This window comes from Roseateles amylovorans, from assembly GCF_025398155.2.
GTDB classification, from domain to species: domain Bacteria; phylum Pseudomonadota; class Gammaproteobacteria; order Burkholderiales; family Burkholderiaceae_C; genus Roseateles; species Roseateles amylovorans.
The window spans coordinates 3635526-3659014 of the sequence record NZ_CP104562.2; the positions used below are offsets into that span (position 1 = coordinate 3635526).

General features: G+C 67.9%; 16 protein-coding genes. 4 read left to right on the top strand and 12 right to left on the bottom strand.

Annotation, left to right across the window (positions count from 1 at the left end):
- The first annotated feature begins 184 nt into the window (after nt 1-184).
- Together N4261_RS15030 and N4261_RS15035 are read left to right on the top strand one after the other, a co-directional pair.
- Nucleotides 185-838 (top strand): isochorismatase family protein, encoded by a 654-nt coding sequence (locus N4261_RS15030; protein ID WP_261756107.1) that lies wholly within the window; start codon nt 185-187, stop codon nt 836-838.
- Nucleotides 839-1314: 476 nt separating this feature from the next.
- Complete coding sequence (locus tag N4261_RS15035; protein ID WP_261756108.1) at nt 1315-2382, top strand: hypothetical protein; 1068 nt, start codon at nt 1315-1317, stop codon at nt 2380-2382.
- A gap of 416 nt (nt 2383-2798) precedes the next feature.
- On the opposite strand, the gene N4261_RS15040 is transcribed toward N4261_RS15035, so the two are convergent.
- From N4261_RS15040 to orn, 9 genes are all read right to left on the bottom strand, one after another.
- Complete coding sequence (locus tag N4261_RS15040; protein ID WP_261756109.1) at nt 2799-5618, bottom strand: ATP-binding protein; 2820 nt, start codon at nt 5616-5618, stop codon at nt 2799-2801.
- Nucleotides 5618-6331: a hypothetical protein gene (locus N4261_RS15045; RefSeq protein WP_261756110.1), complete on the bottom strand. Its 714-nt coding sequence runs from the start codon at nt 6329-6331 to the stop codon at nt 5618-5620. Before N4261_RS15045 ends, N4261_RS15040 begins: the two co-directional genes overlap by 1 nt.
- Nucleotides 6328-7878 carry a hypothetical protein gene (locus tag N4261_RS15050; protein ID WP_261756111.1) on the bottom strand — a complete coding sequence of 517 codons (1551 nt, stop codon included), beginning with the start codon at nt 7876-7878 and terminating at the stop codon, nt 6328-6330. Before N4261_RS15050 ends, N4261_RS15045 begins: the two co-directional genes overlap by 4 nt.
- Before the next feature lie 67 nt (nt 7879-7945).
- Nucleotides 7946-8464 carry a GNAT family N-acetyltransferase gene (locus tag N4261_RS15055; RefSeq protein ID WP_261756112.1) on the bottom strand — a complete coding sequence of 173 codons (519 nt, stop codon included), beginning with the start codon at nt 8462-8464 and terminating at the stop codon, nt 7946-7948.
- Between the two features lie 6 nt (nt 8465-8470).
- On the bottom strand, nt 8471-9262 hold the full coding sequence (locus N4261_RS15060; RefSeq protein ID WP_261756113.1) for a DUF1294 domain-containing protein: 792 nt from the start codon (nt 9260-9262) through the stop codon (nt 8471-8473).
- A gap of 82 nt (nt 9263-9344) precedes the next feature.
- Nucleotides 9345-11255, bottom strand: a complete 1911-nt coding sequence (locus N4261_RS15065) for a DEAD/DEAH box helicase (RefSeq protein WP_261756114.1) — start codon at nt 11253-11255, stop codon at nt 9345-9347.
- A gap of 590 nt (nt 11256-11845) precedes the next feature.
- Nucleotides 11846-14638: a hypothetical protein gene (locus tag N4261_RS15070; RefSeq protein ID WP_261756115.1), complete on the bottom strand. Its 2793-nt coding sequence runs from the start codon at nt 14636-14638 to the stop codon at nt 11846-11848.
- On the bottom strand, nt 14583-16583 hold the full coding sequence (locus N4261_RS15075) for a chorismate-binding protein (protein WP_261756116.1): 2001 nt from the start codon (nt 16581-16583) through the stop codon (nt 14583-14585). Before N4261_RS15075 ends, N4261_RS15070 begins: the two co-directional genes overlap by 56 nt.
- A gap of 7 nt (nt 16584-16590) precedes the next feature.
- Complete coding sequence (gene orn, locus N4261_RS15080) at nt 16591-17172, bottom strand: oligoribonuclease (protein WP_261756117.1); 582 nt, start codon at nt 17170-17172, stop codon at nt 16591-16593.
- A 124-nt stretch (nt 17173-17296) separates the two neighbouring features.
- Here orn and N4261_RS15085 point away from each other — a divergent pair, with 124 nt between their 5' ends.
- Together N4261_RS15085 and rsgA are read left to right on the top strand one after the other, a co-directional pair.
- Complete coding sequence (locus N4261_RS15085; protein WP_261756118.1) at nt 17297-18640, top strand: M48 family metallopeptidase; 1344 nt, start codon at nt 17297-17299, stop codon at nt 18638-18640.
- Complete coding sequence (gene rsgA / locus N4261_RS15090; RefSeq protein WP_261756119.1) at nt 18637-19545, top strand: ribosome small subunit-dependent GTPase A; 909 nt, start codon at nt 18637-18639, stop codon at nt 19543-19545. Before N4261_RS15085 ends, rsgA begins: the two co-directional genes overlap by 4 nt.
- A gap of 579 nt (nt 19546-20124) precedes the next feature.
- Here rsgA and N4261_RS15095 read toward each other — a convergent pair.
- The 3 genes from N4261_RS15095 to N4261_RS15105 are packed head-to-tail and all read right to left on the bottom strand — an operon-like array spanning nt 20125 to nt 23327.
- Complete coding sequence (locus tag N4261_RS15095; RefSeq protein ID WP_261756120.1) at nt 20125-20427, bottom strand: hypothetical protein; 303 nt, start codon at nt 20425-20427, stop codon at nt 20125-20127.
- A gap of 12 nt (nt 20428-20439) precedes the next feature.
- Nucleotides 20440-21243: an SDR family oxidoreductase gene (locus N4261_RS15100; RefSeq protein WP_261756121.1), complete on the bottom strand. Its 804-nt coding sequence runs from the start codon at nt 21241-21243 to the stop codon at nt 20440-20442.
- A 23-nt stretch (nt 21244-21266) separates the two neighbouring features.
- A complete protein-coding gene (locus N4261_RS15105; RefSeq protein WP_261756122.1) occupies nt 21267-23327 on the bottom strand; it encodes a M3 family metallopeptidase in 2061 nt (686 codons plus the stop codon).
- Nucleotides 23328-23489 lie beyond the last annotated feature (162 nt).

Genomic DNA, 23489 nt, shown 5'->3' on the forward strand with positions numbered 1-23489 from the left:
GCGATGGCGGCCATCGAAGGACACGCAAACGCGATGAGCGATTGCGGGCGCTTTCGATGGCGGTCTCCGCCGAGGGCCAGGGGGCATGCGAAAGCAGCGCGATCAGGGCGGCGTCTGCCGCGGGATCCGTCTGCAACTTCCTTCACCCAGGCCTCCGTGCGAGGCCGATCCCCAGAGGTCAACGATGGCACACCTACTCTCTACCGGTGGCGGCAAAGCGCTGCTGGATGCCGCCGATGTCGCGGTCTTGCTGCTGGACCATCAATCCGGTCTGCTGCAGACCGTCCAGGACATCGAGATCAGCGAATTGCGGGCCAATGTCGCCTCACTGGCGAAAGTGGCCGCGCTGATGAACCTCCCGGTCATCACCACGGCCTCGGTTCCGGACGGTCCGAACGGACCGCTGATCAGCGAGGTGGAGCAGTTCGCCCCGAACGCCCGGTATGTCTCCCGCAAAGGCGAGATCAGCGCCTGGGACAACGAGGACTTCGTCAAGGCGGTGCACGAGACCGGCAAGAAGACGTTGGTCATTGCCGGCATCTGGACCAGCGTCTGTGTGATGTTGCCTGCCCTGGACGCCGTGGCGGCCGGCTTCAAGGTCTACGCGGTCATCGACGCCTCCGGCGACCCCAGCGCCCTCACCTCCCGCACCACCCTTGCCCGCTTCGTCCAGGGCGGCGTCGTGCCGACCACCATCAACGCGATGGTGTGCGAGCTTCAGCGAACCTGGGCCCGACCCGACGCGGCCAAGTATGCCGAGATCTATGCCCTGTTCTCGCCGCACTATGCGGCCGTGATCGAGAGCTATCAGCGCGCGCAGCAGGCAGCGCGGGGGTAAGGGCCGAACGAAGGAACTGCGTCGACACCGTACGCGTCTGCTGACGTCTGCCGAACGTCTGCTGAACGCAGGGTGAGCGCAGGGTGAGCGCAGGGTCAGCGGCCAGGCGGGGCCGCGCCAAACGCGACGCCCTGCTGGCAGCCGGTGCCTCCCACGTCGTGGTGCTCGACGCAGGCGAACCGCTGTCCGAGGTGCGCCGCATCACAGAGGGTCGCAGTGTTTCCGCTGGTCCAGGACGGCGTCGGAGGTCCGTGGCTGATCGGGTGGATCGAGGTCGTCTCGCGTCACGGCTGGCAGGTGCTGGACGGCCTGACCTGTGGCGCCGAATGGCGATACCCGGCCTTGGCGCAGTTCCGACGCGGCTGGCACTTTCAGCTGGACATGGTTCTAGGGACAGTCTGCAAAACCCGCGTTGTCGGGCAGGTTGACACCACGCAAGCCGTCGATGCCGCGGACGCCCCTGAAGCGCTTCTTCCATGGCTGGGTCGTCGATGTTCTGCGCGGCCGCGGTGGGGCGAGGCGAAGTCAAAACAGGAACGCGGGTTGGTGAGGCGAGCTGCGACACCTTTCGTCGGGAGGCGGGAGGAGCGCGTCGCACAGCCGTTCACCGCTTCGCATCCGCAGGAGGCCTCGGTCTCGCGTGGCGACACCATGTCGCCGGGCAAACCTCCTCCCAACTGCGCCGGTCGTCATACCGGTGCCGCAACACCCAAGCGATCGATCCCATGAAAATCTCGTCGTCCACCAAGGAATCAGGTCTCCACCCGTCCGGCGGCGCCAGCAGCGCCACCCCTTCAGCAACCCACACGCCAGCGCGCACATCTGCCAGCGGCGAAGGCCCGCTCGGCCAGTTGAAAGCGCGAGACGCCTCGCCGTCGCAGTCCAGCGCCTCGCGGGTGCGCGCGGAATTGCCGGGCTCGAACGTCGCGTTCGGTGCCCGGCATCACAGTCATCATTCGAGCAGCCGGCATGGCTCCTCTCACACCCACCATTCGCAGCAACCGCAGTACAGCCAACCGCAATACAGCCAGCCGCAATACAGCCAGCCGCAGTACGCCCAGCCGCAGTACGCCCAGCAACCGGCCGCCGCGCAAACCACGCCGTTCCATGCGGGCACGCAAAATGACTGCAGCCTTCACACGATTGCAGCGATGACGGGTTGGTCGGAGCGACAGGTTGTGCAGTCACTGGGTTTGACGCAACAGCAGGTTCAGCACATCAGCGCCTACGGCATGCAGCCCCAGGACTTCACTGCGGCGTTGACTCACCTCAACGGCAACAACGGCAGCGTGCATCATCGTCAAGGCTCGCCGAGCTCATTGGCGGCCAGCCTGCCGCATCTGCAGGACGGTGGTCAGTTCGCGCTCGGCATCGAGCGCAATAACGGCATCGGGCACCTGGTGACCGCGCAGCGGGCGGGTGATCAACTGGTCGTGACCGATCGGCAATCCGGCCAGCGGATGACGTTCAGCAGCCAACAGGAATTGCAGAACTACCTGGCCCAGAGCGGCACGTCTCGCGTCCACACCTGGTACAACCAATAAAACAGTGATTGACGACGCTGGCGGCGTGACCGCCAGGCGTCACGCGCTCAACAACAAAGCCGGCCGAGTGCCGGCTTTGTTGTGGGCGGATCGACAACGAGCGCGCCGCTCAGCGACGCAGGCTGTTGTGCGCCAAGATCCAGCGACGGTCGCCGCCCGCGCTGTCCCAGCAGCCGTCATTCCAGAGGCTGCCGGTGACGACCGGACCGCCCCTGGCGGCAAGCTCCAGGAGAGGCGCCCGAGGCAAAGAGGCGGGCGAAGAACGAGTCGGATAACACCGCTTCAACCCCTGCTGGGCTGGCTGACGCAGAACCTCGACCAACCCCTGCACCTGCAAGACATCGCGCGCAGGGCGGCGACGAGTACCCGGACCCTCAGCCGTCGATTCCTGGAACAGACGGGAACCACGCCGCTGATCAGTCGTAGACCGACACCTCCGGCTTGCGCGCGAGCACCGCGATCGGCGGCGCCCAGCGCTCGCCGCGCGGCTTCTTGCTGGTGACCAGCGTGATCTCCGACGGCTCGAACACCTCCACGTTGTGGGTGATCGGCGTCGTCAGCAGGTACTGCGCGCGGGTACTCTTCAGGAAGTGGCCGACCAGCTGGATGTTGCGCACATCCAGGTGGGCGAACGGTTCGTCGATGAACACGAAGCCGCCGGGCGCGTCATCGTCCTTCATCAGTCCGACCAGCAGGATCAAGCTCTTGAGCACCTGCTGGCCGCCGGAGGCTTCGCCGTCGTTCAGTCCGACCTCGCCCTTGCCGTCGAAGTTGAACTTCACATGCAGGCCCGCCTGGGCGAGCACGGTGTCGTCGTTGTCCAGATGCGGCAGCTCGGCCTGCGCATGCACGCCGGCCAGTTCGCCCAGTTCCTGAACATTCTTCTTGTAGCGGCGCACCGTGGCACGCAGCACGTCGATGTAGCGGTCGCGCGCATTGAAGGCGGCGATCCGGGCCATTTCGTTGCTGGCCCGTCGGTCGTCCAACTGCGAGGTCTGCTCCAGCACCGCCATGTGCATCCGCGCATGACGGTCCTGCACTTGCGGATCGGTTTCCCAGACGCCGGTGTCGAGCTCCTGCTGCACATGCCGCGAGGCGATCTCCGCCTGCTTGGCATTCTCGAACTCGTCGCGCAGCGCGTTGAGGCGCGCCGGATGCAGCCATGCCGCCGGGAACTTCGCCTTCGCCTCGCGGGAAGCGCGGGCCTGGCCGAGCAGATCATCCCGGCGTGACGCCCAATCGCGTTCGGCGCGCAATACGTTGTCCTCGCTGGCCTTCAAGCCGGCTTGCGCGGCTTCGTAGTCCCGTTCGGTGCGGGTGGACTGGGCCACGGTGCGGTCATGCTCCTGGTCCAGCGCGGCCATCCGGGTGGCCGCCTCGATGCGGGCCTGACGCAGGCCCGGCAGCCGGGCGCGGGCTTCGGCGAATTCCTCAGCGCGCTCGACCAGCTCCTGGGCCGCCTTGTGGCCTTGCGCGGCGCGCTGCGCATCCTTGAGCTGCCGCTCGATCTCGACCTGCTCCTTGGCGATCTTCGACAACTCCAGGTCGTATCGCGCCAGCTCCTTCTCCAGCGACGCCCGACGCGCATCCAGCGCCGAATCGCCGAATTGATACTCGCGCGGTTCGACCCACAAGCTGCGACCACCGCGGCCGTCGCGGTAATAGGCCTCGGGCGTGATCCACTCGCCGCCGGCCTGCGCACCCTTGTCGGTATCGCCCACACAGCGGATCGAAGCCAGCTGACGCAGCAGCCAGGCCGGCGCCTTCGCATTGAACCTCAGGACCGACAGCAGGCTGTCCTTGGGGCTGACCGCAGGCGCATGTTCGCCGTCCGCGACCACATAGTGTCGGTAGCGCTCGCGCGAGGCGATGCGATAGGCCTGGCCTTCATCGCTGCTGCGCGCCAGCACCACGACCCAGCGTGACGGACGCAGGAAACCTTCGGCGGCGGCGCGCCATTGGTCGTCAGCAATGTCGATGCAGTCCGCCAGCACATGGTGCGCAATGCCAGCTTCGTCGAGGGCCTTGCGGAACCGGGTCACCTCCACCGGCGGCGGCGGCAGGCGCTGGCCGGTGAGCTCGTCCATCGCCGCCTGCGCCTTGCGGGACTGGTCGTTGTGACGGGTGAAGCTCTCGCGCAACTGATGCTGCCGGGTGCCGAGCTCCTCCAGACGGGTGGTCAACGCGGCACCGTCGGTTTCCACTGCGGCCAGGGCCTTGAGGTCTTCTTCGCGCTTGGCGAGCTGCTCCATCGGACGCTCGCCGTCGCGCGCCGCCTCGAAGGCCTGCCGGGCCGCCTTGCGGTCGGTTTCCAACTCGGCCAGGCGATTCTTTGCGGTCTCCTGGGCCTGGAACAGCGACAGCAGATGCGCCCGCTTTTCGCTCATGCCGCGCTGGTCCGAACGCGCGAACAGGCGCTGGCGATGCATCTCCCGCAACTGCTGCGCGGTGCGCTGGCGTTGTTCGCTCCATTGCAGCACCGGCACCACTTCAGTGGCCAAGCGTTCGCGCTCCTTGAGCCGCAGCTGGTACTGCTGGTAGCTGGTGACGCGGTTGGACAGGTCCGAGAGCTGCGCCTGCGAATGCGAGAGCTCGTGCGTGGCCTGCTCGACTTCCTTGGTCAGCTGCTGCTGGTGGTTGCGCGCGAGTTCGTAGCGGTCCAGCACTTCCTGGTCGCCGAAGACCTCGAACACCAGCCGCAGCAGTTCCTTGGAGGACAGCTCGCACAGACGATCGGTCTGCCCCTGCTCCAGCGCCAGCACCCGGCCGATGGCGCGGGTCAGGCCGGCCGCTTCCAGGCGCTTCTTCCAGGCCTCGATGCCCAGCCATTCCTTGTCGGCCCGCTGATCGAGCGTCTCGATCTCATGCACGCCGTCCATCAGCGTGTAGCGGCGCACCCAGTCGCCGCCCTGGCGGGAGATGCGGCAGGCCAGGGTCACCTGGTCGGCATAGAGCAGCGAGCTGGCGAACGGTCGGCTGCTGTTCTGCCGATTGCGCGGACGGTTGTCCACCAGCGCGCGCAGCCAGGCGGTCTCGGCATTGGCATGACGGGCGTAGGTCTTGTAGGTGCGGCCACCGGAGCATTCCAGCCCCAGCAGCGTGCGCATCGCATCCAGCAGCGTGGTCTTGCCCGAGCCGTTGGGCCCGGCGATGGTGATGATGTTGCCGTCCAGCGGCATCGAGACGCGGCGGCAATAGTCCCAGTGCAGCAGTTCCAGGGATTGGAGATGAAACATCAGGCGTCGCTCAGATCGGATTCTTCGTTGTGGCGGGCGGCCAGAATGGCCGCCAGCATCGGGCTGGCCTCGCCGTCGGTGCTCCGGGCCAGCACATCGGCCAGGGCACCGTCGAGGATGCGCGGGGCCAGGGTGTCGTAGTCCAGCAGCAGGTCCAGCAGCGGGCCTTCGGCGATGTCCTCGCCCTTGCGGGTGATGAAGCCCTGGCGCTCCAGCAGTTTCAGGTTGGAGTCCAGACGCATCTTCTTGCCCAGCTGATTGCCGAAATCGGCCAGCAGGCTGCGGTAGGACAGCGTGGGTGCGCTGCTGGAGGCGTTGGGCAGCGGCTTGTCGGTGGCGAACATCTCGCCCTGCCCTTCCGCCGCTTCTTCCGCCCGCGCCAGTTGACGCTGACGCTTGGGCAGCACGATCAACGCCCACACCACCACCAGCAGCGCCACGCCGTCGCGTGGCAGGTCCAGGTTGTTGTTGGCCGCCAAGCCGGTCTCGCCGAACACGGCCACCTCGGCGGGTCGCAGCATCGCCACGCTGATGTGATCGGCGTAGACGTTGTCCACCACCCGCAGGCCGACGGCCGCCACCCGCTCATTCACGGCCCGCCACAGTTCCTGATCGATCAGGGCGCGCTTGACCAGCGGCTGGCTGCGCGGCAACCAGCGACGCGCCAGGAGTTGGGCCGCCAGTTGGGCGGCGTCATCAAGTTGATTGCTCATGGCTGGGGAGAAGAAGGATCGGCCGGCGCGGTGGCATCCGCATCGGACTGGGAATCGGGAGGCGCGTCAGCGGCAGCGACGGGTGGCGACCCGGGCGTCGCCTCCTCAGCAGGGATGGAAGCCGGGGAAGCCGCAGCAGTGGCAGCGGGGGCGCTGCCCGCCTTGCGGCGGGTCCGCTTGGGGCGATCGGCCGCGGGCACTGGCTTGGGTTCAGGCTCGGGATCGACCGGCGGCTCGACATCGGTCGAGTGCAGCACGCCCTGGCTCATCCAGGACACGAATTCATCGTCGACCGGTCCTTGCAGCACCGACCAGCGCACCCGCCACGGCTGGCGCGCCATGTCGCCGGTGGCCCCGGCCAGATGCTGCGCCTGCGGGTCGCCCAGCAAGGGCAGCAACTGGGCGCGGTAGGCCGCTCGGGCATAGCTGCCGCCAAGCACTGCCGGTCGCAGGTCGTTGGTCTGCACGCCGTCGCCGCCCCAGCGGCCCAGCAGCGCTTGCAACTGGCCCATTTCGGGCGGGAGGCTCATCACCGCCAGCTCGCCGGTCGGCGCTTGCAGGCCGGTCGGCAGCGGCTCGGGTGTGGGGGGCTTGGGTCGATCGCGTTCGAACTCGGCTTCGCAGCTGTCCAGCAACTCATGCTGGGCCACGAAGACCGGATGCACCGGGCGCGACAAGGCCCCCAGCGCCAGGTTTTCAAGGAAGGGAACGTCCTGCAGCCAGCGGCGCACGTCGGTGGTGGTGATGCCGGTGGAGCCCAGGGTCACTCGTTGCCGGTCGGCCTGCTGCAGCGCGCGATTGAACTGGCTGGCCATCGCCAGCAGCCGCGCCTGCGCCAGGCCGAGCTCACGGGCCAGGCGCTCCAGCCGCGCATTGCCCTCGGTCTGGGCCTGCTGGATGATGGCGGACAGCGCCTCGCTGGCCTTTTCGACCAGCTTGAGCGCACGCTCGAAGCGCATCCGGGCGCGTCTAAGATGGAACTCCGATCCCGAGGCAATGGCATCTGCAAATTCGTTGTACAGCCGCGAGAGCTGGGCCAGCAGATGCTGCAGTTGCGCGGGCTCCAGCGTGCCGAGCTGCTGCGCGCCGGCCACGTTGGCCAGCAAGCCAGCCAGGTCGGCATCCTGATCCAGCCCCTGCGTGAGCGGCGAGACCAAGGCCATCAGCTGCTGCGCCAGCGGCGTGACGCTGTAATGCTGATTGGACGGATCCCAGGCCAGCAGATGGCCATCGCGCAGGCGCTTGAGCACCAGCTCGAGCGCTTCATCGCGCAGCACATGGAAATGGCGGTTCAGGTCGTCCCGGGCCAGACGGGACTGCGGCAGGCTCATCAGTTCGATGAACACCCACACCCGCAGGCGCACCAGCGACGCCGGGCCGTGGAACAGCGCCCGCTGTGCCGTCAGCAGGCTTTCGTTGCGTTCGAGTTGCCACCACAGCAGGGAGTCCTGCGGCAGTTGGCCCTCGCGGAAATAGTCTTCGAAGGAAGGTTCGGGGAGATCGTCGCGCAGCGTATCGTGCACCGCGCCTCCCGGGATCGCTGTCATGGCGGGGGATTATCCCAGGCCTGAAGGTCCTGCCCGGCACCCGGAGACCGGGACAACCCGCAATCTTTCAAGCCGGCACGAGATCGCGCCGCATCAGGCGCGCGTCCGGGCCGAAGCTGGCCAGCTTTTGTGCGATAGCCGCCGACAGCGGCGCATCGGCGTCCTGGAAGCCCAGGCGTCGCCAATAGTCGGATGAACCTTGAACCGCCACCAGCGAGACCTGGCGCAGGCCCATGTCCTGGGCACGTTGCACCACCTGCTGCACCAGCTTGTGGCCCAGACGCTGGGCGCGGCCGGCGGGCGAGACCGCCAGGTCGTGCAGATAGAGGCTGTCGGGCGTGCGTGCGCGTTCGATGTGGGGGGCGTCCAGCGCCGGCAGGCCCTCGGCGCCGACCGGCAGGCTCACCACGTAGCCCAACATGCGATCGCCTTCCACGGCGAGATAGGAACAATGCAGGCCGCGCGTCGCGCGCAGCTTGGCCTCGAAGGCCTCGGCGCTTTCCAGGAATTCCGGGCCGTAGCACTCGGCCTGGAGGGCCATCACGGCAGGCACATCGGCCGTGTCGATCACTTTCAACTGCAACATCACACTTCAACCACCGATGGACCGCCACTGTGCCATCCACGGCGATAACAGCGGTGAGAGCAACGGCGTAAACACGAGAACAAATCCCAGGATGTTGAGCGACACGCTCAACCAGAACACGCGCCGGAAGCGGGGCTTGGCGCTTTTGTGCCGCAGCAATTGCTGTGCCAGAAGCGCACCCGGCCAGCCGCAGAGCAGCGCCAGTCCGTGAAGCGTGGATTCCTTCACGCGCCAGTGCCCGAGGCGGGCGGCGCGCTTGTCGAGGCCATAGACGATGAAGGTCGCCAGGCTCATGGCCATGTACAGGCCCCACAGGCCGTTGGGAATCGGCCAGGCCAGGTGGGTGAGCAGCACCAACGAGGCAAAGACAGGGATCAGCCAGACACCGCCACTCGAGGACGAGGACGATGCGGATGACGATCCCGGCGACGATCTCGAGGAGGCGCCGGGCTTGCCACCCGCTCCGGCCGCTCCGGCCGATGCACGCGGCCCCGCACCGGAGGCACGCGAAGAAGCGCCGCGGCCCTTGGCCGAGCGACCGCCAGCCGCCGATGAGGCGGCGCCTGCGGTCGCAGCGGCCTGGGGCTTGGGCTCCAGGCTGAGCACTTTCAGCGCGCGGGGTTTGCCCTGCGCATCGGTGCCGGGTTCATAGCTGACCCGTTCACCGACAAAGGGGCGGCGCGGCCGCAGCCCGAAAGCCCTTGCATGCGCAAAGATCTTCGGACCACCGGACGACGGCGCGATGAAGCCGTAGCCCTTCGCGTCGTCCCACTGGACGATTCGCCCTTCCACCCGCATGCGTCAGGCGCTCCCGGTGCGTGCCGTCGGCAACTCGAGCCGCGTCTTGATCGGCGTGTTGATCAACGTCTGGCGATGTCGATCAATAGCCCTTGCGCGGGCCCTTGCGAGCCGCTTGGAAGCCGCCGCGATCACCGCCGCGGTCGCCACGGTCACCGCCTTGGGGACCACGTGCCGGCACGCCCTTGCCAGCGAAGGCGGGCTTGGCCGGACGGCCTTCAAAGCGCGGACGCTCTTCATAGCGGTTCTCGCCGCGGGCTTCATTGCCACGGAATGCCGGGCGGTCGGTCGGCGCGCCGAAGCGGTCGCCACCGTGAGCCGGACGGCCCTGGAAGCCGCCACGGTTCTGGCCGAAGCCCTGGCCGTCACGCGGGGGACGATCGCCGAAGGCCGGACGGTCACCCTGCGGGCGATCGCCGAAACGCGGCGCGTCGGGACGACGCTCGAAACGGTTGGCCTGCGGGCCTTGGCCGAAGCCGCCTTCGCGACGCTCACCGCCGAAGGGCGGACGGGCGCCTTCAGGACGCTCGAAGCGGGCGCCGCCGTCGAAGCGGTTGTCACCGCCGCGATAACCGCCGCCACCGCCTTGCGGACGGCCACCACCAAAGCCACCGCGATTGCCGCCGAAGCCGCCACGGTTGCCACCACCGAAGCCGCCGCGGTCGCCACGGTCCGCACGGTCACCCGGGCGCGGCGCGAAGATGCGCGGATCATCGGCACGCGGCTCCAGGCCGGCAATGCGCGAGACCGGGATCTGCTGGGTGGTGAATTGCTGGATGCGCTTGATCATCGACAGATCCTGACGCTCGGCCAGGGTCACCGCGATGCCGGAGCGACCGGCGCGGCCGGTACGTCCGATGCGGTGGACATAGTCCTCCGCCTTCATCGGCAGACCGAAGTTGATGACGTGCGAGATGGTCGGGACGTCGATGCCGCGGGCGGCGACATCGGTGGCCACCAGCACGCGCAGGTCACGGCGACGCAGGGCCATCAGGGTGCGGGTGCGCTTGCCCTGGGGCATGCCACCGTGCAGCGCGGCCACGCGGTGACCGATGGCTTCGAGCTGCTCGGCCAGCCATTCGGTGTCTTGCTGGGTGCTGGTGAAAACCACGGCCTGGTCGACATCACGCTCGCCCAGGATGTGCTCCAGCAGCTTGCGCTTGTGCTGGTTGTTGTCCGCCCAGTGCAGGCGCTGCTCGATGTTCTCGTGGGTCTCGGTGTGGCCCGACACGTCGATGCGCTGCGGATCCTTCATCAGCTGCGATGCCAGGCGGCCGGTGTTGCCGGCGAAGGTGGCGCTGTACATCAGCGTCTGGCGCTCGGCCGGGATCTGCTGGGCGACGAAGTTGATGTCGTCGATGAAGCCCATGTCCAGCATGCGGTCGGCTTCGTCCAGCACGAACATCGTCACGCTGTCGAGCTTGCAGCGGCCGCTGTTGATGTGGTCGAGCAGACGGCCGGGGGTGGCGATCAGGATGTCGAGCTGGCCGGCCAGTGCGCGCAGCTGCTGCGCATAGGGCATGCCGCCCAGCACGGTGGCCACGCGCAGGCCCTGGATGTGACGGCCGTAGGTCATGGCCGCCTTGGCGACCTGCATCGCCAGTTCACGGGTCGGTGCCAGCACCAGCACGCGCGGGCCCACCACCTTGGCCTTGTTGCCAGCGGCGCGAGCGGCGCGGGCATCCAGCACCTGTTGCAGGGCCGGGAGGATGAAGGACGCGGTCTTGCCCGAACCGGTGCGCGACGAGACCATCAGGTCCGCGCCGCCCAGTGCCGGCGGAATCGCGCGGGACTGCACTTCGGTGGCGTTGTCATAGCCGGAGTCCTTCACGGCGCGCAGCAGCGCTTCGTGCAGACCCAGCGTGGAGAAAGCGGCGCCGCCGGGCGCAGCGTCGATCACCGGCTCAGCGGTGTCTTGTTGTGCGGACGTCTCCAGGTCCTGGTCCATCGCTTCGTTCGAGGCGTCGGCGTTCATGTCGTGATCGAAAGTCATCTCAAGTCCAAATAAACGCTCCGGCTGCTGACCGCCATGGGTCGCGCCGAATCGCTGTCCGCCGCTGCAGTGAGTGCACTGTCGGCGGAAGGTAATGTCGCTGGGAGAAAGCTCGCGTCGTACACCAGAACGCGGACGCGACCGCAGAACGCGGTGCGCAAGGCTGGTGAGGCGCCGGGGAACAGTCAAAGCGACGGCATCGCCGCCGACCGAACCCGATGGGCTTGCGGTGCGAGGATCACGGGCTTGCCGTGAGCGCTACGGACCGCAAAGAGGTCAGAGGAGACGTACGAAACATTGCCTCGTAGGGCAATGAAGCTGCGCAGTATAGCCCCATTCCGGGTTTCCACCTACCCTTTATTGCGAGACGGATTTGGCACGCCGTCCATGGAGACCATCGACCCCGATGGCGGGCGGCCCGACTCGCGGCGCAAGGGCCGTTCGGGGAAAAAGAAACGCCCCAATCGGGGCGTTTTCTCATGGCCGATCTGCCCCCTGATGTCGGGCCGGTTTCGGGCGCCAGTCTCAAGAGCCGATGTCGCGCCCCGGATCCGAGACGCGGTTTCGAGCCCCGGTTTCAGGGCACGCGGTCAGAGCCCTTCCAGCAGCGGCGGCAGCACCGCCATCAGCGACTCCAACTGATCGACGTCCAGCCAGGCCGGCGCCGCATCCAGCCAGGCGGGGAACTGCAGGCCCTCGCGCTGCGCCCGCAGCAAGGCCGCGTCGAGCGATCCCTCGATCAGCAAGAGCGCCGCAGGCACGCCCGCCGCCTCTTCGCCGCAGGCCAGCTCGACGCGATGCGCCAAAGCCTGCGCCTGCCATGGCAAGTCGGCATGCACCAGCGCCAGCCGGTCCTCAACCAGCAGGTCCTCGGGCAGGCTGGCCAATGCGTCGTCGCTGGCCAGCAGCACACCCGCCTCCGCCGCGCGCCAGGCTTGCAGGGTCGCGTCGCGGTCGTTCACCGCATCGCCGGCCCGCAGACGGTAGGCCGGCAAGCGGCGCAACTGTGGCGACTGGGCGAGGCTGTCCAGCAGGGTTTCGGACCGCGCGCACAGCAGCAACCGCGCGGCGGCCGGCACCGGCGACTGCACCCAGTCCCGGCGCAGCGCGAGCACCGCCTCCGCCTTGGCCGCCAGAGCCTGACGCGACGCGGGCGGCAGCAGCGCCAGCGCTTCCAGCAATTGCTGCTGCTCGGCCGTGCCGAGGAAGCGCTTCGCCGTCCAGCGCTCGATCTGCTGACGCAGCTGCTTCAGCGGCGCCTGCGGCAAGCTCGCGCCGGCGGCTTCCAGCCAGATCGGCGTGAGCAACGCCGCCGGGAGTTCGTCGATCAACTCCCGCTTGCGACGCGACAGCACGATCGCCTCCAGCGCCTCGCGCCGGGCACGCTTGCCGGCATCGGCCGGCAGGGCCTGCCATTGGGCGAGCGGACCGCGCCGGGCGATGTCCAGCCAGTCGACCCACTCACCCAGCCGCGGGTCGCTGAGCGGCTCCTGCCCAGCGAGCAGCAGCAGATGCGGCGCTGCCAGGTCGCGGAGCGTCTGCAGTTCGTCCGCGCTCAGCGTTTCGATGCCGTCCACGATCACCAGCGCCGGCGGCTGCTTGATGGCCGGCGGTTTGCCGGCCGTCGGCGCCGCCAAGGTCAAGCCGGCGGGCACCTCGCCCAGCCAGCGCTGGAAATCTCGCCGCCAGGCGGCATGGGCCGCGGCAGGCGCCACCAACAGCACCGGGCCGGCGTCGAACAGCTCGCTCCACAGCCGGACCGCAGCGACCGTCGCGCCGCGCTGGCCCAGACCCAGATCGTCAAACACCAGGGCGCGACCCGCGCAGACCGCAAACAGCGCCGCTTCCCATTGATAGACGGGCAGTTCCTCACCCAACAGCCCGGCCATGGCGGTGCCATCGGCCATCAGCCGCTCCAGGCGTCGAACCCGGGCCTGCGCATCGCGAGCCCACGCAAGCTGCGGCCATACCGGCGCATCGACCCGCAGCACCACGCCCTGGGCACGAGCGTCGCTGAGCAAGTGCTGAAGCCAGTCGTGAGAGAACTCCGCATCGACGCGGCCCTCCTCGTCCAACCCGGCCCGCTCGCGCAGGGCCGGCGGCAACTCACGCCCCGGCACCCACTGCAGGCGACGTTGCGCCCCGGGCACCAGCCACACCTCGGCTTCGCGCGCCGGCCAGCCGGCCACCAAGGTGCGCAACTGCGCCACACCCAGCAGCGACACCAGCGCTTCGCCGTGCTCGCATTCGCCATGAGCCGCGTAATCGCCGCAATCGCAGCGCCAGGCATCGGGGCCCAGCAAACGCAGGCGGACGGTGGCACCGGTCTCGAGGTGATGCAGCTCGTAGTCGCCGAACACGCCGTCGTCCTCACGGGATCCCAGCGCATAACGTGGCGGCTCCGGAGGTGCCGGGGGTTCGACCTCGAGCTCAACCTCGACCTCGACCTCGACCTCGACCTCCGCTTCGATCACCGGCGCCCGCTCAGCCTCATCGACCATCGCCGCCGACTTCCTGGACCGACGGCCGCGCTTGGCCGCGGGTGCCGTCACCGCCTCCTCGGCGGTTGACGCCAGGTCGGCAGTCGCCTCCGAGGTGGCACCCGCCTCATCAACCTGTGCGTGCGCCCCCGAATGATCAGCCGGATGAATCGGATCGACCGACACGTCCACCGCCTGCAGCGCAGCCCCGCGCTTGCGGGCTGGACGCTTGCGGCCCGGCGACACCGGTGCGGCAACAGGCACTTCAGCGGCTTCCGATTCGTCTGCCGCGTCGGACGCCGGGATGGTTTCCATCCATTCGGTGGGCGCAAAGGCCGTTGGGCTCTCCGCCACCTCCGACTCAGCGGGCAGCGCCACCAGCTCGACCTCCGCAGTCCGTGAGCGGCCGGCCCGCTTGCGAGCGGGCTTGGCGGACGGAATGGGCGCCTCGATGACAGGCTCGCTCAGCTCACTCCGCTCAACCGCCCCGCTCATCGGAGCCGACGCCGTCGGCTCGATCAACGCAACGGTCTCGGTCCCCAAGGCCGACGGGGTCTTCCGGCTGGACTTGGCCGCCGCGGCGGGCTTGGCGGCCGCAGCGGGCTTGGCGGCCGCAGCGGGCTTGGCGGCCGCATCAGCGCGCCGGCCACGCGGCTTGGCGACCGGCGGAACGTCGACGGCCGGAGGTGCATCGGGGGCATCGTCCTCGGCCATCAAGGCCTGGAAGACGTCGTTGAGTGCGCCGTCGACATCGAGCGGCGCCAGCGAGGCGGTCGCGCTCGGCGACTCGACGCCCGCGTCGGACGCGAGGTCCTCGCGGCCTTCGATCGGGCTCGTGGCGGACGTGTCAGCCTCGCGGGGCTTGCGCGCCGTCGGGCGGCGCCGGTTGGGTGTGGTGGTCATGAAATTCCTCGTGCAGCAGCCGCGCTTCGCGCCAGCCCCGCACGCTGTTGAAGATGGCGAGCGCATGGGCCCGCCGCAGATCGTTGATCAGGAGCCGGGACTCGCGAATGCGGCCCTGCTCCAGCAATTCCTCCCGCATCACACCCGGCAGGAGCCCGGCGGCCGCCCGCGGCGTGAGCCAGGGCGCGTCGGGACCGTCCAGTTGCACGGCGAGATTGGTCAGGCAGCCTTCGGTCAGCTCCCCGTCCCGGTTGTGAAGCAACACATCGAAGCAATCGGCCGGTTTGCGGTCCAGGAACGCCTGGTACACCTCGCGCCGTGTGGTCTTGTGTTGAAAGAACTCAGCATCGGGCCCGCGTGTGTCGACGGGCCGGTCCGCCAGTGTGATCCAGAGCGGCGCCAGCGCGGTGGCTTCGGTCACGGGCAAGGGCCGAACTTCATCGCTGATGTCGCCCTGCCGCGTCACCGTCAGACGCACACGCCAACTGCCCTGCGGATGGGCCGCAGCAATCGAGCGCAACCGGGCCCGCACCGCGTCCAGGGAGGCATGAAGGCCGAAGTGCCGCACGGTGCGGGACAGGCGTGAGAGATGGCGATCCTCACGGGCAAACCGGCCGTCGTCCAGCCGCAGGGTTTCCAGCGCCGCGATCGGCGCCTGGGCCCGGGACAGGAACCGCGACTTCGCCCGCCATTCGTCGATCTCCGGCTGAGGCTCGGCATCCAGCGTGATGCCGCTACCGACGCCGCAGGTGAGCACCGCACCGCGCTGCGTGACGGTGCGGATCGGCACATTGAAGGTGGCGACGCCGCCGGGCTGCATCACCCCCAGGGCACCGCAGTACCAACCGCGCTCGGCAGGCTCCAGCTCGTCGATGACCTGCATCGCGCGACGTTTGGGCGCGCCCGTGACCGAGCCACACGGAAACAGCGCGGCCATGAGCTCATCCAGACCCAGGCCTGTGCGGCTCACGGCGCTGATGGTGGAGGTCATCTGCCAGACGGTGGGCAGGGCATGAAGCTCGAACAGACGAGGCACGCGCACCGAGCCGGTCACCGCCACGCGCGACAGGTCATTGCGCAGCAGGTCCACGATCATCAGGTTCTCGGCGCGTTCCTTCGGACTGGTGCGCAGATAGGCCTGGGCGGCCTCATCATCCGCGCGGTCGCGGCCCCGCGGCGCCGTGCCCTTCATCGGCTGGGCCGACAGCAGCCAGGTATGCACCGCCGTCGGTTCTTCCGGCAACGGGCGCCAGTCGAAGAACAGCTCGGGCGACACGCTGGCGACCGCGCGCGCACGGGCAGGTCGGTCGGCATCGGGCAGGTGATGTTCATCGGCATGCCCGCGCTGCGTCTCACCGCCCTCCTCGCCCGGTGCCTGCGGCTCGTCGGACAGGCGCAGCATCAGCGAGAACCCGCCCGGCTGCGCCGCATGCAGCGCGAAGAAATAGTCCGACAGCTCGAACGCCGGCCCGGCTTCGGCCATGAGCCGCGTCGTCAGATTGACCTGGTAGCAGTCGCCCGCGCGGATGTAGTCGCGGATGCGCGCCACCTGGGACTGCTCATCGGCCTCCGACTGGGCGTCGCGCCAAGGCGAGAGGTCGTGTGCGCGCTCCTCGATCTCCGCCGGCCAGGGGGCGGGCGCGTCGCGCCAGACGGCGAATTCCGCCAGCGGCTCGCCGGATGTCTGCGGGCGCGATGGCAGCGAGGCATCCAGTGCGGCGGCCGCCTCGTAGCGCAGGCCGCCGAGCACCCAGGCGCCCTCGCGCGCGGCGTCATGCGCCTGGCGCAGCACCTCGCGCAGGGACGTTGCATCGCGGGCCACCAGGCGCCGATCGGGCGCGACGAAATAGGCGCCGCGCAGACGCTCGCCGTCCTCGCGCGCCAGTGGATGTCGCGGAAAGTCGAAAGCCGCCCACAACAGGCTGGGGCGGCGCACCGTCGTCATGGCGGTCTCAGTCGAGCTTGAGGAAGGTCTCGCGGTAGTGGATCAGTTCGTCGATCGACTCATGGATGTCGGCCAGCGCGGTGTGCTTCTGGGCCTTCTTGAAGCCATCCATCGCGGCCGGCTTCCAACGACGCGCCAGTTCCTTGAGCGTGGAGACATCCAGGTTGCGGTAGTGGAAGAAGTCTTCCAGCTTGGGCATGTAGTTGGCCAGGAAGCGGCGGTCCTGGCAGATCGAGTTGCCGCACATCGGCGACTTGTTGGCCGGGATGTAGGCCTTGAGGAACTCGATGACGCGGGCTTCGGCCTCTTCCTCGCTGATGGTGGACGCCTTGACCCGGTCGATCAGGCCGCTCTTGCCGTGGGTGCCCTTGTTCCAGGCATCCATCTTGTCCAGCGTCTCATCGCTCTGGTGGACCGCGAAGACCGGCCCTTCCACCCGGACCGTGAGTTGCGGGTCAGTCACCACGACCGCAATCTCGATGATGCGGTCCTGATCCGGGAACAGGCCGGTCATTTCCAGGTCGATCCAGATCAGGTTCTGATCATTCAGTGCCAGCGTGCTGCCAGCGGTCAGGGTGTCGCTACTCATTGTGTGTGTCCTTGAACGTGGGCGCGATTGTCGCCGACGCCAGCGCTGCCGCGAACCCGGTTTCCCCTTCGCAGATGCGCCTTTCCCTCCCGACGCACGGCGGCGAACACCCTACACTCCCGCCATGCATGCACTCACCGCGACGCCCGCCGTCGCCTTCCCGCACGACTTGCCGCCTCTGGCGCTGAGCCTGGCCTTCGCGGCGGCGGTGGCCGCCTCCTTCCTGATCAAGCTGTGGCTGTCTTCGCGACAGATGCGGCATGTGGCCCTGCACCGGGCGGCCGTCCCGGCGGCATTTGTGGGCACGGTGCCGCTGTCGGCGCACCAGAAGGCGGCGGACTACACCCTGGCCCGGGGTCGCATCGGCACGCTGCATCTGGCCTTCGACACCTTGCTGCTGATCGGCTGGACCTTGCTCGGCGGCTTGGATCTGCTCAATCGCTGGACGCTGTCCTGGTTGCCCGATCTCGGACCGATGGGCTATCAGATCGCGCTGCTGACGGCCTTTGCACTGCTGTCCGGCTTGCTGGACCTGCCCTGGTCGGTCTACAACACCTTCCGGCTGGAAGAGCGCTTCGGCTTCAATCGGACCACGGTGCGGCTGTTCATCCTCGACGGTCTCAAGGGCCTGGCCGTCGGCGCGGCACTCGGCCTGCCGATCGCGGCCCTGATCCTGTGGCTGATGGGTGCCGCCGGCAGCGCCTGGTGGCTGTGGGCCTGGGGCGCGTGGATGGGCTTCAATCTGCTGATGCTGGTGATCTACCCCACGGTGATCGCACCGCTGTTCAACAAGTTCGAGCCGTTGAACGATGTCACCCTGCGTGAGCGCGTCGAAGCGCTGATGACCCGCTGCGGCTTCGCCGCCAAGGGCCTGTTCGTGATGGACGGCAGCCGGCGCTCGGCGCACGGCAACGCCTATTTCACCGGTCTGGGCGCTTCCAAGCGGGTGGTGTTCTTCGACACCTTGCTGGCGCGGCTCAATCCCGCCGAAGTGGAGGCGGTGCTCGCGCACGAACTCGGTCACTTCAAGCGGCGCCATGTGCTGCAGCGCATGGTGCTGATGTTCCTGTTGAGTCTGCTGGGCTTTGCCCTGCTGGGCTGGCTGAGCGGCCAGGCCAGTTTCTATCTGTCGCTTGGGGTGCGTCCGAATCTGGATGCGCCCAACGACGCGCTGGCACTGATGCTGTTCATGTTCGCCCTGCCCCCTTTCACTTATTTCCTGACGCCCCTGATGTCCTACTGGTCTCGCAAGCATGAATTCGAAGCCGATGCCTATGCCTGCGAGCAGGCCAGCGGCCAGGACCTGTCCGCTGCGCTGCTCAAGCTGCATGAAGACAATGCCGGCACGTTGACGCCCGATCCGTTGTTTGCGCGGGTCTACTACTCGCATCCACCGGCGAGCGAGCGCCTGGCGGCGATCGCGCAACGTGCGGCCTCGCCGCAGGTCCTGGCGGGACGCCCGGCATGAGCAGCGCGGACACCCGAATCGGCCTGGTGGTGCGCGGCCATGGCCGTCACTATCTGATCGAGGATGAAGACGGCGTGCGGGTGCACTGCCTGACGCGCGGCAAGAAGAGTGATTGCGTGGTCGGCGACCGGGTTCGCTGGAAGCGCAGCAGCGACCATGAGGGCGTGATCGAATCGGTCGAGCCCCGGCGCAACCTGCTGTTCCGGCAGGACGAATGGAAGACCAAGAGCTTCGCGGCCAACCTGGACCGCCTGCTGATTTTGGTGGCGGTCGATCCTCAATTCTCGGAATCGCAGCTCACCCGCGCCCTGATCGCGGCAGAAAGCGCCGGCATCGCAGCGGAGATCATCCTCAACAAGACCGACCTGCCGGGCGCGAACGCGGCCCGGGAACGCCTGGCGCCGTACCGTGCCATGGGCATTTCGGTGCTGGAACTCAGCTTGAAGGGCCAGAAGGACGCGTCGCGCGCGGCCCTGAGTCCGCTGCTGGAAGGCCAGGCGACCTTGGTGCTGGGGCCGAGCGGCACGGGCAAGAGCACCCTGATCAATCTGCTGATCCCGGACGCGCAGGCGCAGGTGGGCGAGATCTCCCATGCGCTCAACTCCGGCCGGCACACGACGACCACCACCCAGTGGTATTGGATCGACAGTGAGCGCAAGAGCGCCCTGCTCGATTCACCGGGCTTCCAGGAATTCGGATTGAGGCAGATCTCGGCTCCCAACCTGGCGAGCTACATGGCCGACTTCAAGCCTTATCTGGGCGACTGCCGCTTCCACAACTGCAGCCATCGGCATGAACCGGGCTGCGCGGTGCTGACTGCGCTGGAGGCGGGCAAGATCAGCCCGTCGCGCTATCGGATCTACGACGAGCTCTGGAACGAACTGAGCAGCCCGCCGAAGTATTGAAACTGACGGCGTCATGAAGCTCGCCGCTGAGTGAATGCCCGAACCGAAGACAAGTTGAGGCCCGGAGCCGGAGCCGGAGCCGAGCGCGCGACCAGCGCCAAGGCAGCGACCGAGATCGAGACCGAGATCGAGACCGAGCGCGAGCGCGAGAGCCAGATCAGAATCGAGACGATTGGTAGATTTGGCAAAGGCCCGATCCACTCGGTGATTCGAGCGGGAGGTGCCGGCCCGCCTGGGAGTGAATGCGGAGCGCCTGAACGGACAGGCGGGCCGGCACCTCCCGCGACCGCTCGGGCCGTGGCAGCGCGTTCGTCGCACCACCGAGCGCAGACGGGCAAGCCCATGGCCCGCTTCGCTCAGGCGCTCCGCATTCGCTCCGCGGGCCATGGGCTTACCCGTCTCGAGACGGCATCTGCCTGCTGCCTAATGCCTGCTGCCTAATGCCTGCTGCCTGCTGCCTGCTGGCTGTTGGCTGTTGGCTGCAAACTGTTGACTGCTCTGACTGTCGATTGGTCCTTCAGTTCGCAGAGGCTCTCCGCCCTGTTTCAGCAGTACCAGGCGGTCGATCGAATGGGCGGCTCAGCGCTCCAGGCGCGGGTCGTTGTGCGGTACTTCCCGCACTTCGACATCCACCACCTCGGCCGAATCCGTCATGCGACCGCCCGGCGGGGGGCGGCGGCCCCAAGCGTGCGCGCCCATGTGGGTGGCGCGCTTGAAGGTGGCCGTATGCAGCACTGGCTTTCGGCCGCGCAGCAAGCTCCAGACCAGCACACCGGCGAGCACCGCCAGGCCGACCAGCAGCATCACGAAGAACAGCACCAGGGAAGCGACCGCCAGCAGGATGCGGGCAGCCAGGTTCAGGATCGTGGACAACAGGTTCATCACAGTCTCAAATCAACCGCGACCAATATAGGGCATCTTGGTCGCCATCACCGTCAGGAAAGGCACGTTGGCCGACAGCGGCAATTCCGCCATGTACAGCAGCGCGCTGGCGGCATGATCGACGTCCATCACCGGTTCCACCATCACATCGCCGTGGGCCTGCGGAACGCCCTGCTTGAATCGCGCGGTGAGATCGGTCTCGGCATTGCCGATGTCAAGCTGCCCGCAGGCGATGTCATGCTTGCGGCCATCCAGCGCCAAGGTCTTGGTCAGCCCGGTGATCGCATGCTTGGTGCAGGTATAGGCCACCGAGCCCGGTCGCGGCGCATGCGCGGAAATCGAGCCGTTGTTGATGATGCGACCGCCCCGCGGCGTCTGTTGCTTCATCAGCGCAAAGGCCTCACGGGCGCAGAGGAAGCTGCCGGTCAGGTTCACATCGACCACGGCGCGCCACTTCTCCACCGTGAGTTGATCGATGTCGGACGCGGGCGCACCCATGCCCGCGTTGTTGAACAGCAGGTCCAGGCGTCCGAAGCGCGCCTGGACCGCCTGGAAGGCCGCCGCCACCTGCGCCTCGTCGGTGACATCGGTGGGCAATACCAAGGCGCGGTCCGGCGCAATGGACGCAGTTTCGCGCAGCGCGTCTTCGCGACGGCCCAGCAGCGCCACCTGCCATCCCGCCTGCATCAACTTGCGAGCAGCGGCTCGACCAATGCCGGAGCCCGCCCCGGTGACGACAGCGAAACGGGTGGTCAGGCCGGGGCGAATCGAGGCTTCGGCGGCAGCGGCATCGAGCGGGGTGTAGGCAGAGTCCATGCCCCGATCATAGGCACGGACCGTCACACGGTGGCCAGCCCCCGCCCTTTGAGCATCGGCCCCACGGCCGCATCCCGCCCACGGAAGGCACGGTAAGTCGCGCCGGGTTCCCGGCTGTTGCCCACGGCCAGCACGTTGTCCACCAGGGACCGCGCGGTGGCCGCGTCGAACGGGTCGCCGGCCTCGACGAAGGCTTCATAGGCGTCACAGTCCAGCACCTCCGCCCACAGGTAGACGTAGTAGCCGGCGGCATAGCTGTTGCCCGAGAACAGATGCTGGAAGTGCGTCAGGCGATGGTTCATGCCGACGGCATGCGGCAGCCCGAGGCGCTGCAGGGTGTCGCGCTCGAAAGCCACCGGATCGGGCGCTTCCACCTGCTCCAGCGCATGGATCGCCAGGTCCACCAGCGCGGAAGCGCAGTAGCGCACCGTCTCATAGCCCTGGTTGAAGGTGGCAGCCGCCTTGAGCTTGTCCAGCAGGGCATCCGGAATGGTTTCGCCGGTGCGGTAATGGCGCGCGTGGCGCTTGAGCACCGCGGGCTCGGCCATCCAGTGCTCCATCAGTTGCGATGGCAGTTCGACGAAATCGCGCAGCACCTGGGTGCCGGACAGCCGTTCGAACTCGACATTCGACAACAGCCCGTGCAGGCCATGGCCGAATTCATGGAACAGGGTGCGGGTGTCGTCGAAGGACAGCAGCGTCGGCTCGCCGGGCGCGCCCTTGGCGAAGTTGTTGTTGTTCAGGATGATCGGCAGCGCATCGATGCCATTGCGGGCCTGCCAGCGCAGCGCATTCATCCACGCCCCGCTTCGCTTGGTGGGACGGGCGAAGTTGTCCTGCACGAACAGGCCGCGCAGCGCGTCATCCGCACCGCGGACCTCATAGACCTTCACATCCGGGTGATAACCCGCCACCTCCGGCTGCGCGACAAACCGCAAGCCGAAGAGCCGCTGGGCGCAGTCGAACATCGCCGGCACCATGGCGTCCAGCGGGAAATAGGGTTTGACCTCGGCTTCATCCAGTTGGTAGCGCTGCTGGCGCACCTTCTCGGCGTAATACCGCCAGTCCCAGGCCTCGATGGTGAAGTCATGGCCCAGCGCCGTGCGCACCTCGTCCAGCAAGGCACGTTCGCGCTCGACCGCCGCCTTGGCGGGCTCCCAGACCTGATCCAGCAAGCCCTGAACCGCCGACTGCCGCCCGGCCATGGTGTCGGCCAGCGCATAGTCGGCATAGCTGCGGTAGCCGTGCAATGCGGCCTGCTCGCGGCGCAGGGTCAGGATCTCGCGCACGATGGCCCGGTTATCACTCGCACCTGCGACTTCGCCCCGGCTGACCCAGGCACGCCAGGCCTGCTCGCGCAGGTCACGGCGTTCGCTGAAGCTGAGGAACGGCACGATCAGCGAGCGCGACAAGGTGACGACATGAACGCCCTCCTCCGTCACCCCGCGGTCCAGGGCCGCCTGGCGCGCGGCGGCGCGCACGAAGTCGGGCAGTCCGGCGAGTTCGGCCTCGCCGCGCAGCAACAACTGGTAGCCGCTCTCGTCGGCCAACACGTTCTGGGCGAAACGGGTGTGAAGCTCCGCCAGCCGCTCCATCATGGTGGCGTAACGGGCCTTGGCCTGGCCCTGCAGCCGCGCGCCGGCGCGCACGAAGTCCAGATGGACCCGCTCCAGCAGACGCAGCTGCTGCGGGTCCAGGCCCAGCGACTGCCGTTGCTCATGCAGCACCTCGATGCGGGCGAACAGCGCGGCATCCATATAGACCGCATTGTTGTGAGCGGCCAGCGGCGCGGCCATGGCGCGCTGCACCGCCTGAAGCTCAGGCGAACTCGCCGAGGCGCTCAAGGTGGAAAACAGATGCTCCAGCGAGACCAGGCGCCGCCCACTGCGGTCAAACGCCGCCAAGGTGTTCTGGAAGTCCGGCGCCGCCGACTGCGACCCAATGGCCGCCAACTCGGCGCGGTGCTCCTGCAGGGCCAGGGCAAAGGCCGGCTGGAAATGCTCGGCGCGGATCGACTCGAACGGCGGCAGGCCGTAGGGACCGGTCCAGGGCTGCAGGAGGGGGTTGGTGCTGGCGACGTTCATGAGCGGTGCAATCCTTGGTTCGTCTTCGGCGGCAGCGCTGGTGCGCTGTGGATCGGCGGCAGCGCGCTGACGCGGAGCAGCATTCGCAGCACCTGCAGCAGCGTCAGCGACCGCCGTCTTCAGTTAGCTCATTGTAGAAACGGCGTCCAACCCCTGTGCGGG

Excerpts from the sequence above, each read along its gene's own strand:
- N4261_RS15030 (WP_261756107.1), top strand. The coding sequence starts at position 185 with ATGGCACACCTACTCTCTACCGGTGGCGGCAAAGCGCTGCTGGATGCC.
- N4261_RS15035 (WP_261756108.1), top strand. The coding sequence starts at position 1,315 with ATGGCTGGGTCGTCGATGTTCTGCGCGGCCGCGGTGGGGCGAGGCGAA.
- N4261_RS15040 (WP_261756109.1), bottom strand. The coding sequence starts at position 5,618 with ATGTTTCATCTCCAATCCCTGGAACTGCTGCACTGGGACTATTGCCGC.
- N4261_RS15045 (WP_261756110.1), bottom strand. The coding sequence starts at position 6,331 with ATGAGCAATCAACTTGATGACGCCGCCCAACTGGCGGCCCAACTCCTG.
- N4261_RS15050 (WP_261756111.1), bottom strand. The coding sequence starts at position 7,878 with ATGACAGCGATCCCGGGAGGCGCGGTGCACGATACGCTGCGCGACGAT.
- N4261_RS15055 (WP_261756112.1), bottom strand. The coding sequence starts at position 8,464 with ATGTTGCAGTTGAAAGTGATCGACACGGCCGATGTGCCTGCCGTGATG.
- N4261_RS15060 (WP_261756113.1), bottom strand. The coding sequence starts at position 9,262 with ATGCGGGTGGAAGGGCGAATCGTCCAGTGGGACGACGCGAAGGGCTAC.
- N4261_RS15065 (WP_261756114.1), bottom strand. The coding sequence starts at position 11,255 with ATGACTTTCGATCACGACATGAACGCCGACGCCTCGAACGAAGCGATG.
- N4261_RS15070 (WP_261756115.1), bottom strand. The coding sequence starts at position 14,638 with ATGACCACCACACCCAACCGGCGCCGCCCGACGGCGCGCAAGCCCCGC.
- N4261_RS15075 (WP_261756116.1), bottom strand. The coding sequence starts at position 16,583 with ATGACGACGGTGCGCCGCCCCAGCCTGTTGTGGGCGGCTTTCGACTTT.
- orn (WP_261756117.1), bottom strand. The coding sequence starts at position 17,172 with ATGAGTAGCGACACCCTGACCGCTGGCAGCACGCTGGCACTGAATGAT.
- N4261_RS15085 (WP_261756118.1), top strand. The coding sequence starts at position 17,297 with ATGCATGCACTCACCGCGACGCCCGCCGTCGCCTTCCCGCACGACTTG.
- rsgA (WP_261756119.1), top strand. The coding sequence starts at position 18,637 with ATGAGCAGCGCGGACACCCGAATCGGCCTGGTGGTGCGCGGCCATGGC.
- N4261_RS15095 (WP_261756120.1), bottom strand. The coding sequence starts at position 20,427 with ATGAACCTGTTGTCCACGATCCTGAACCTGGCTGCCCGCATCCTGCTG.
- N4261_RS15100 (WP_261756121.1), bottom strand. The coding sequence starts at position 21,243 with ATGGACTCTGCCTACACCCCGCTCGATGCCGCTGCCGCCGAAGCCTCG.
- N4261_RS15105 (WP_261756122.1), bottom strand. The coding sequence starts at position 23,327 with ATGAACGTCGCCAGCACCAACCCCCTCCTGCAGCCCTGGACCGGTCCC.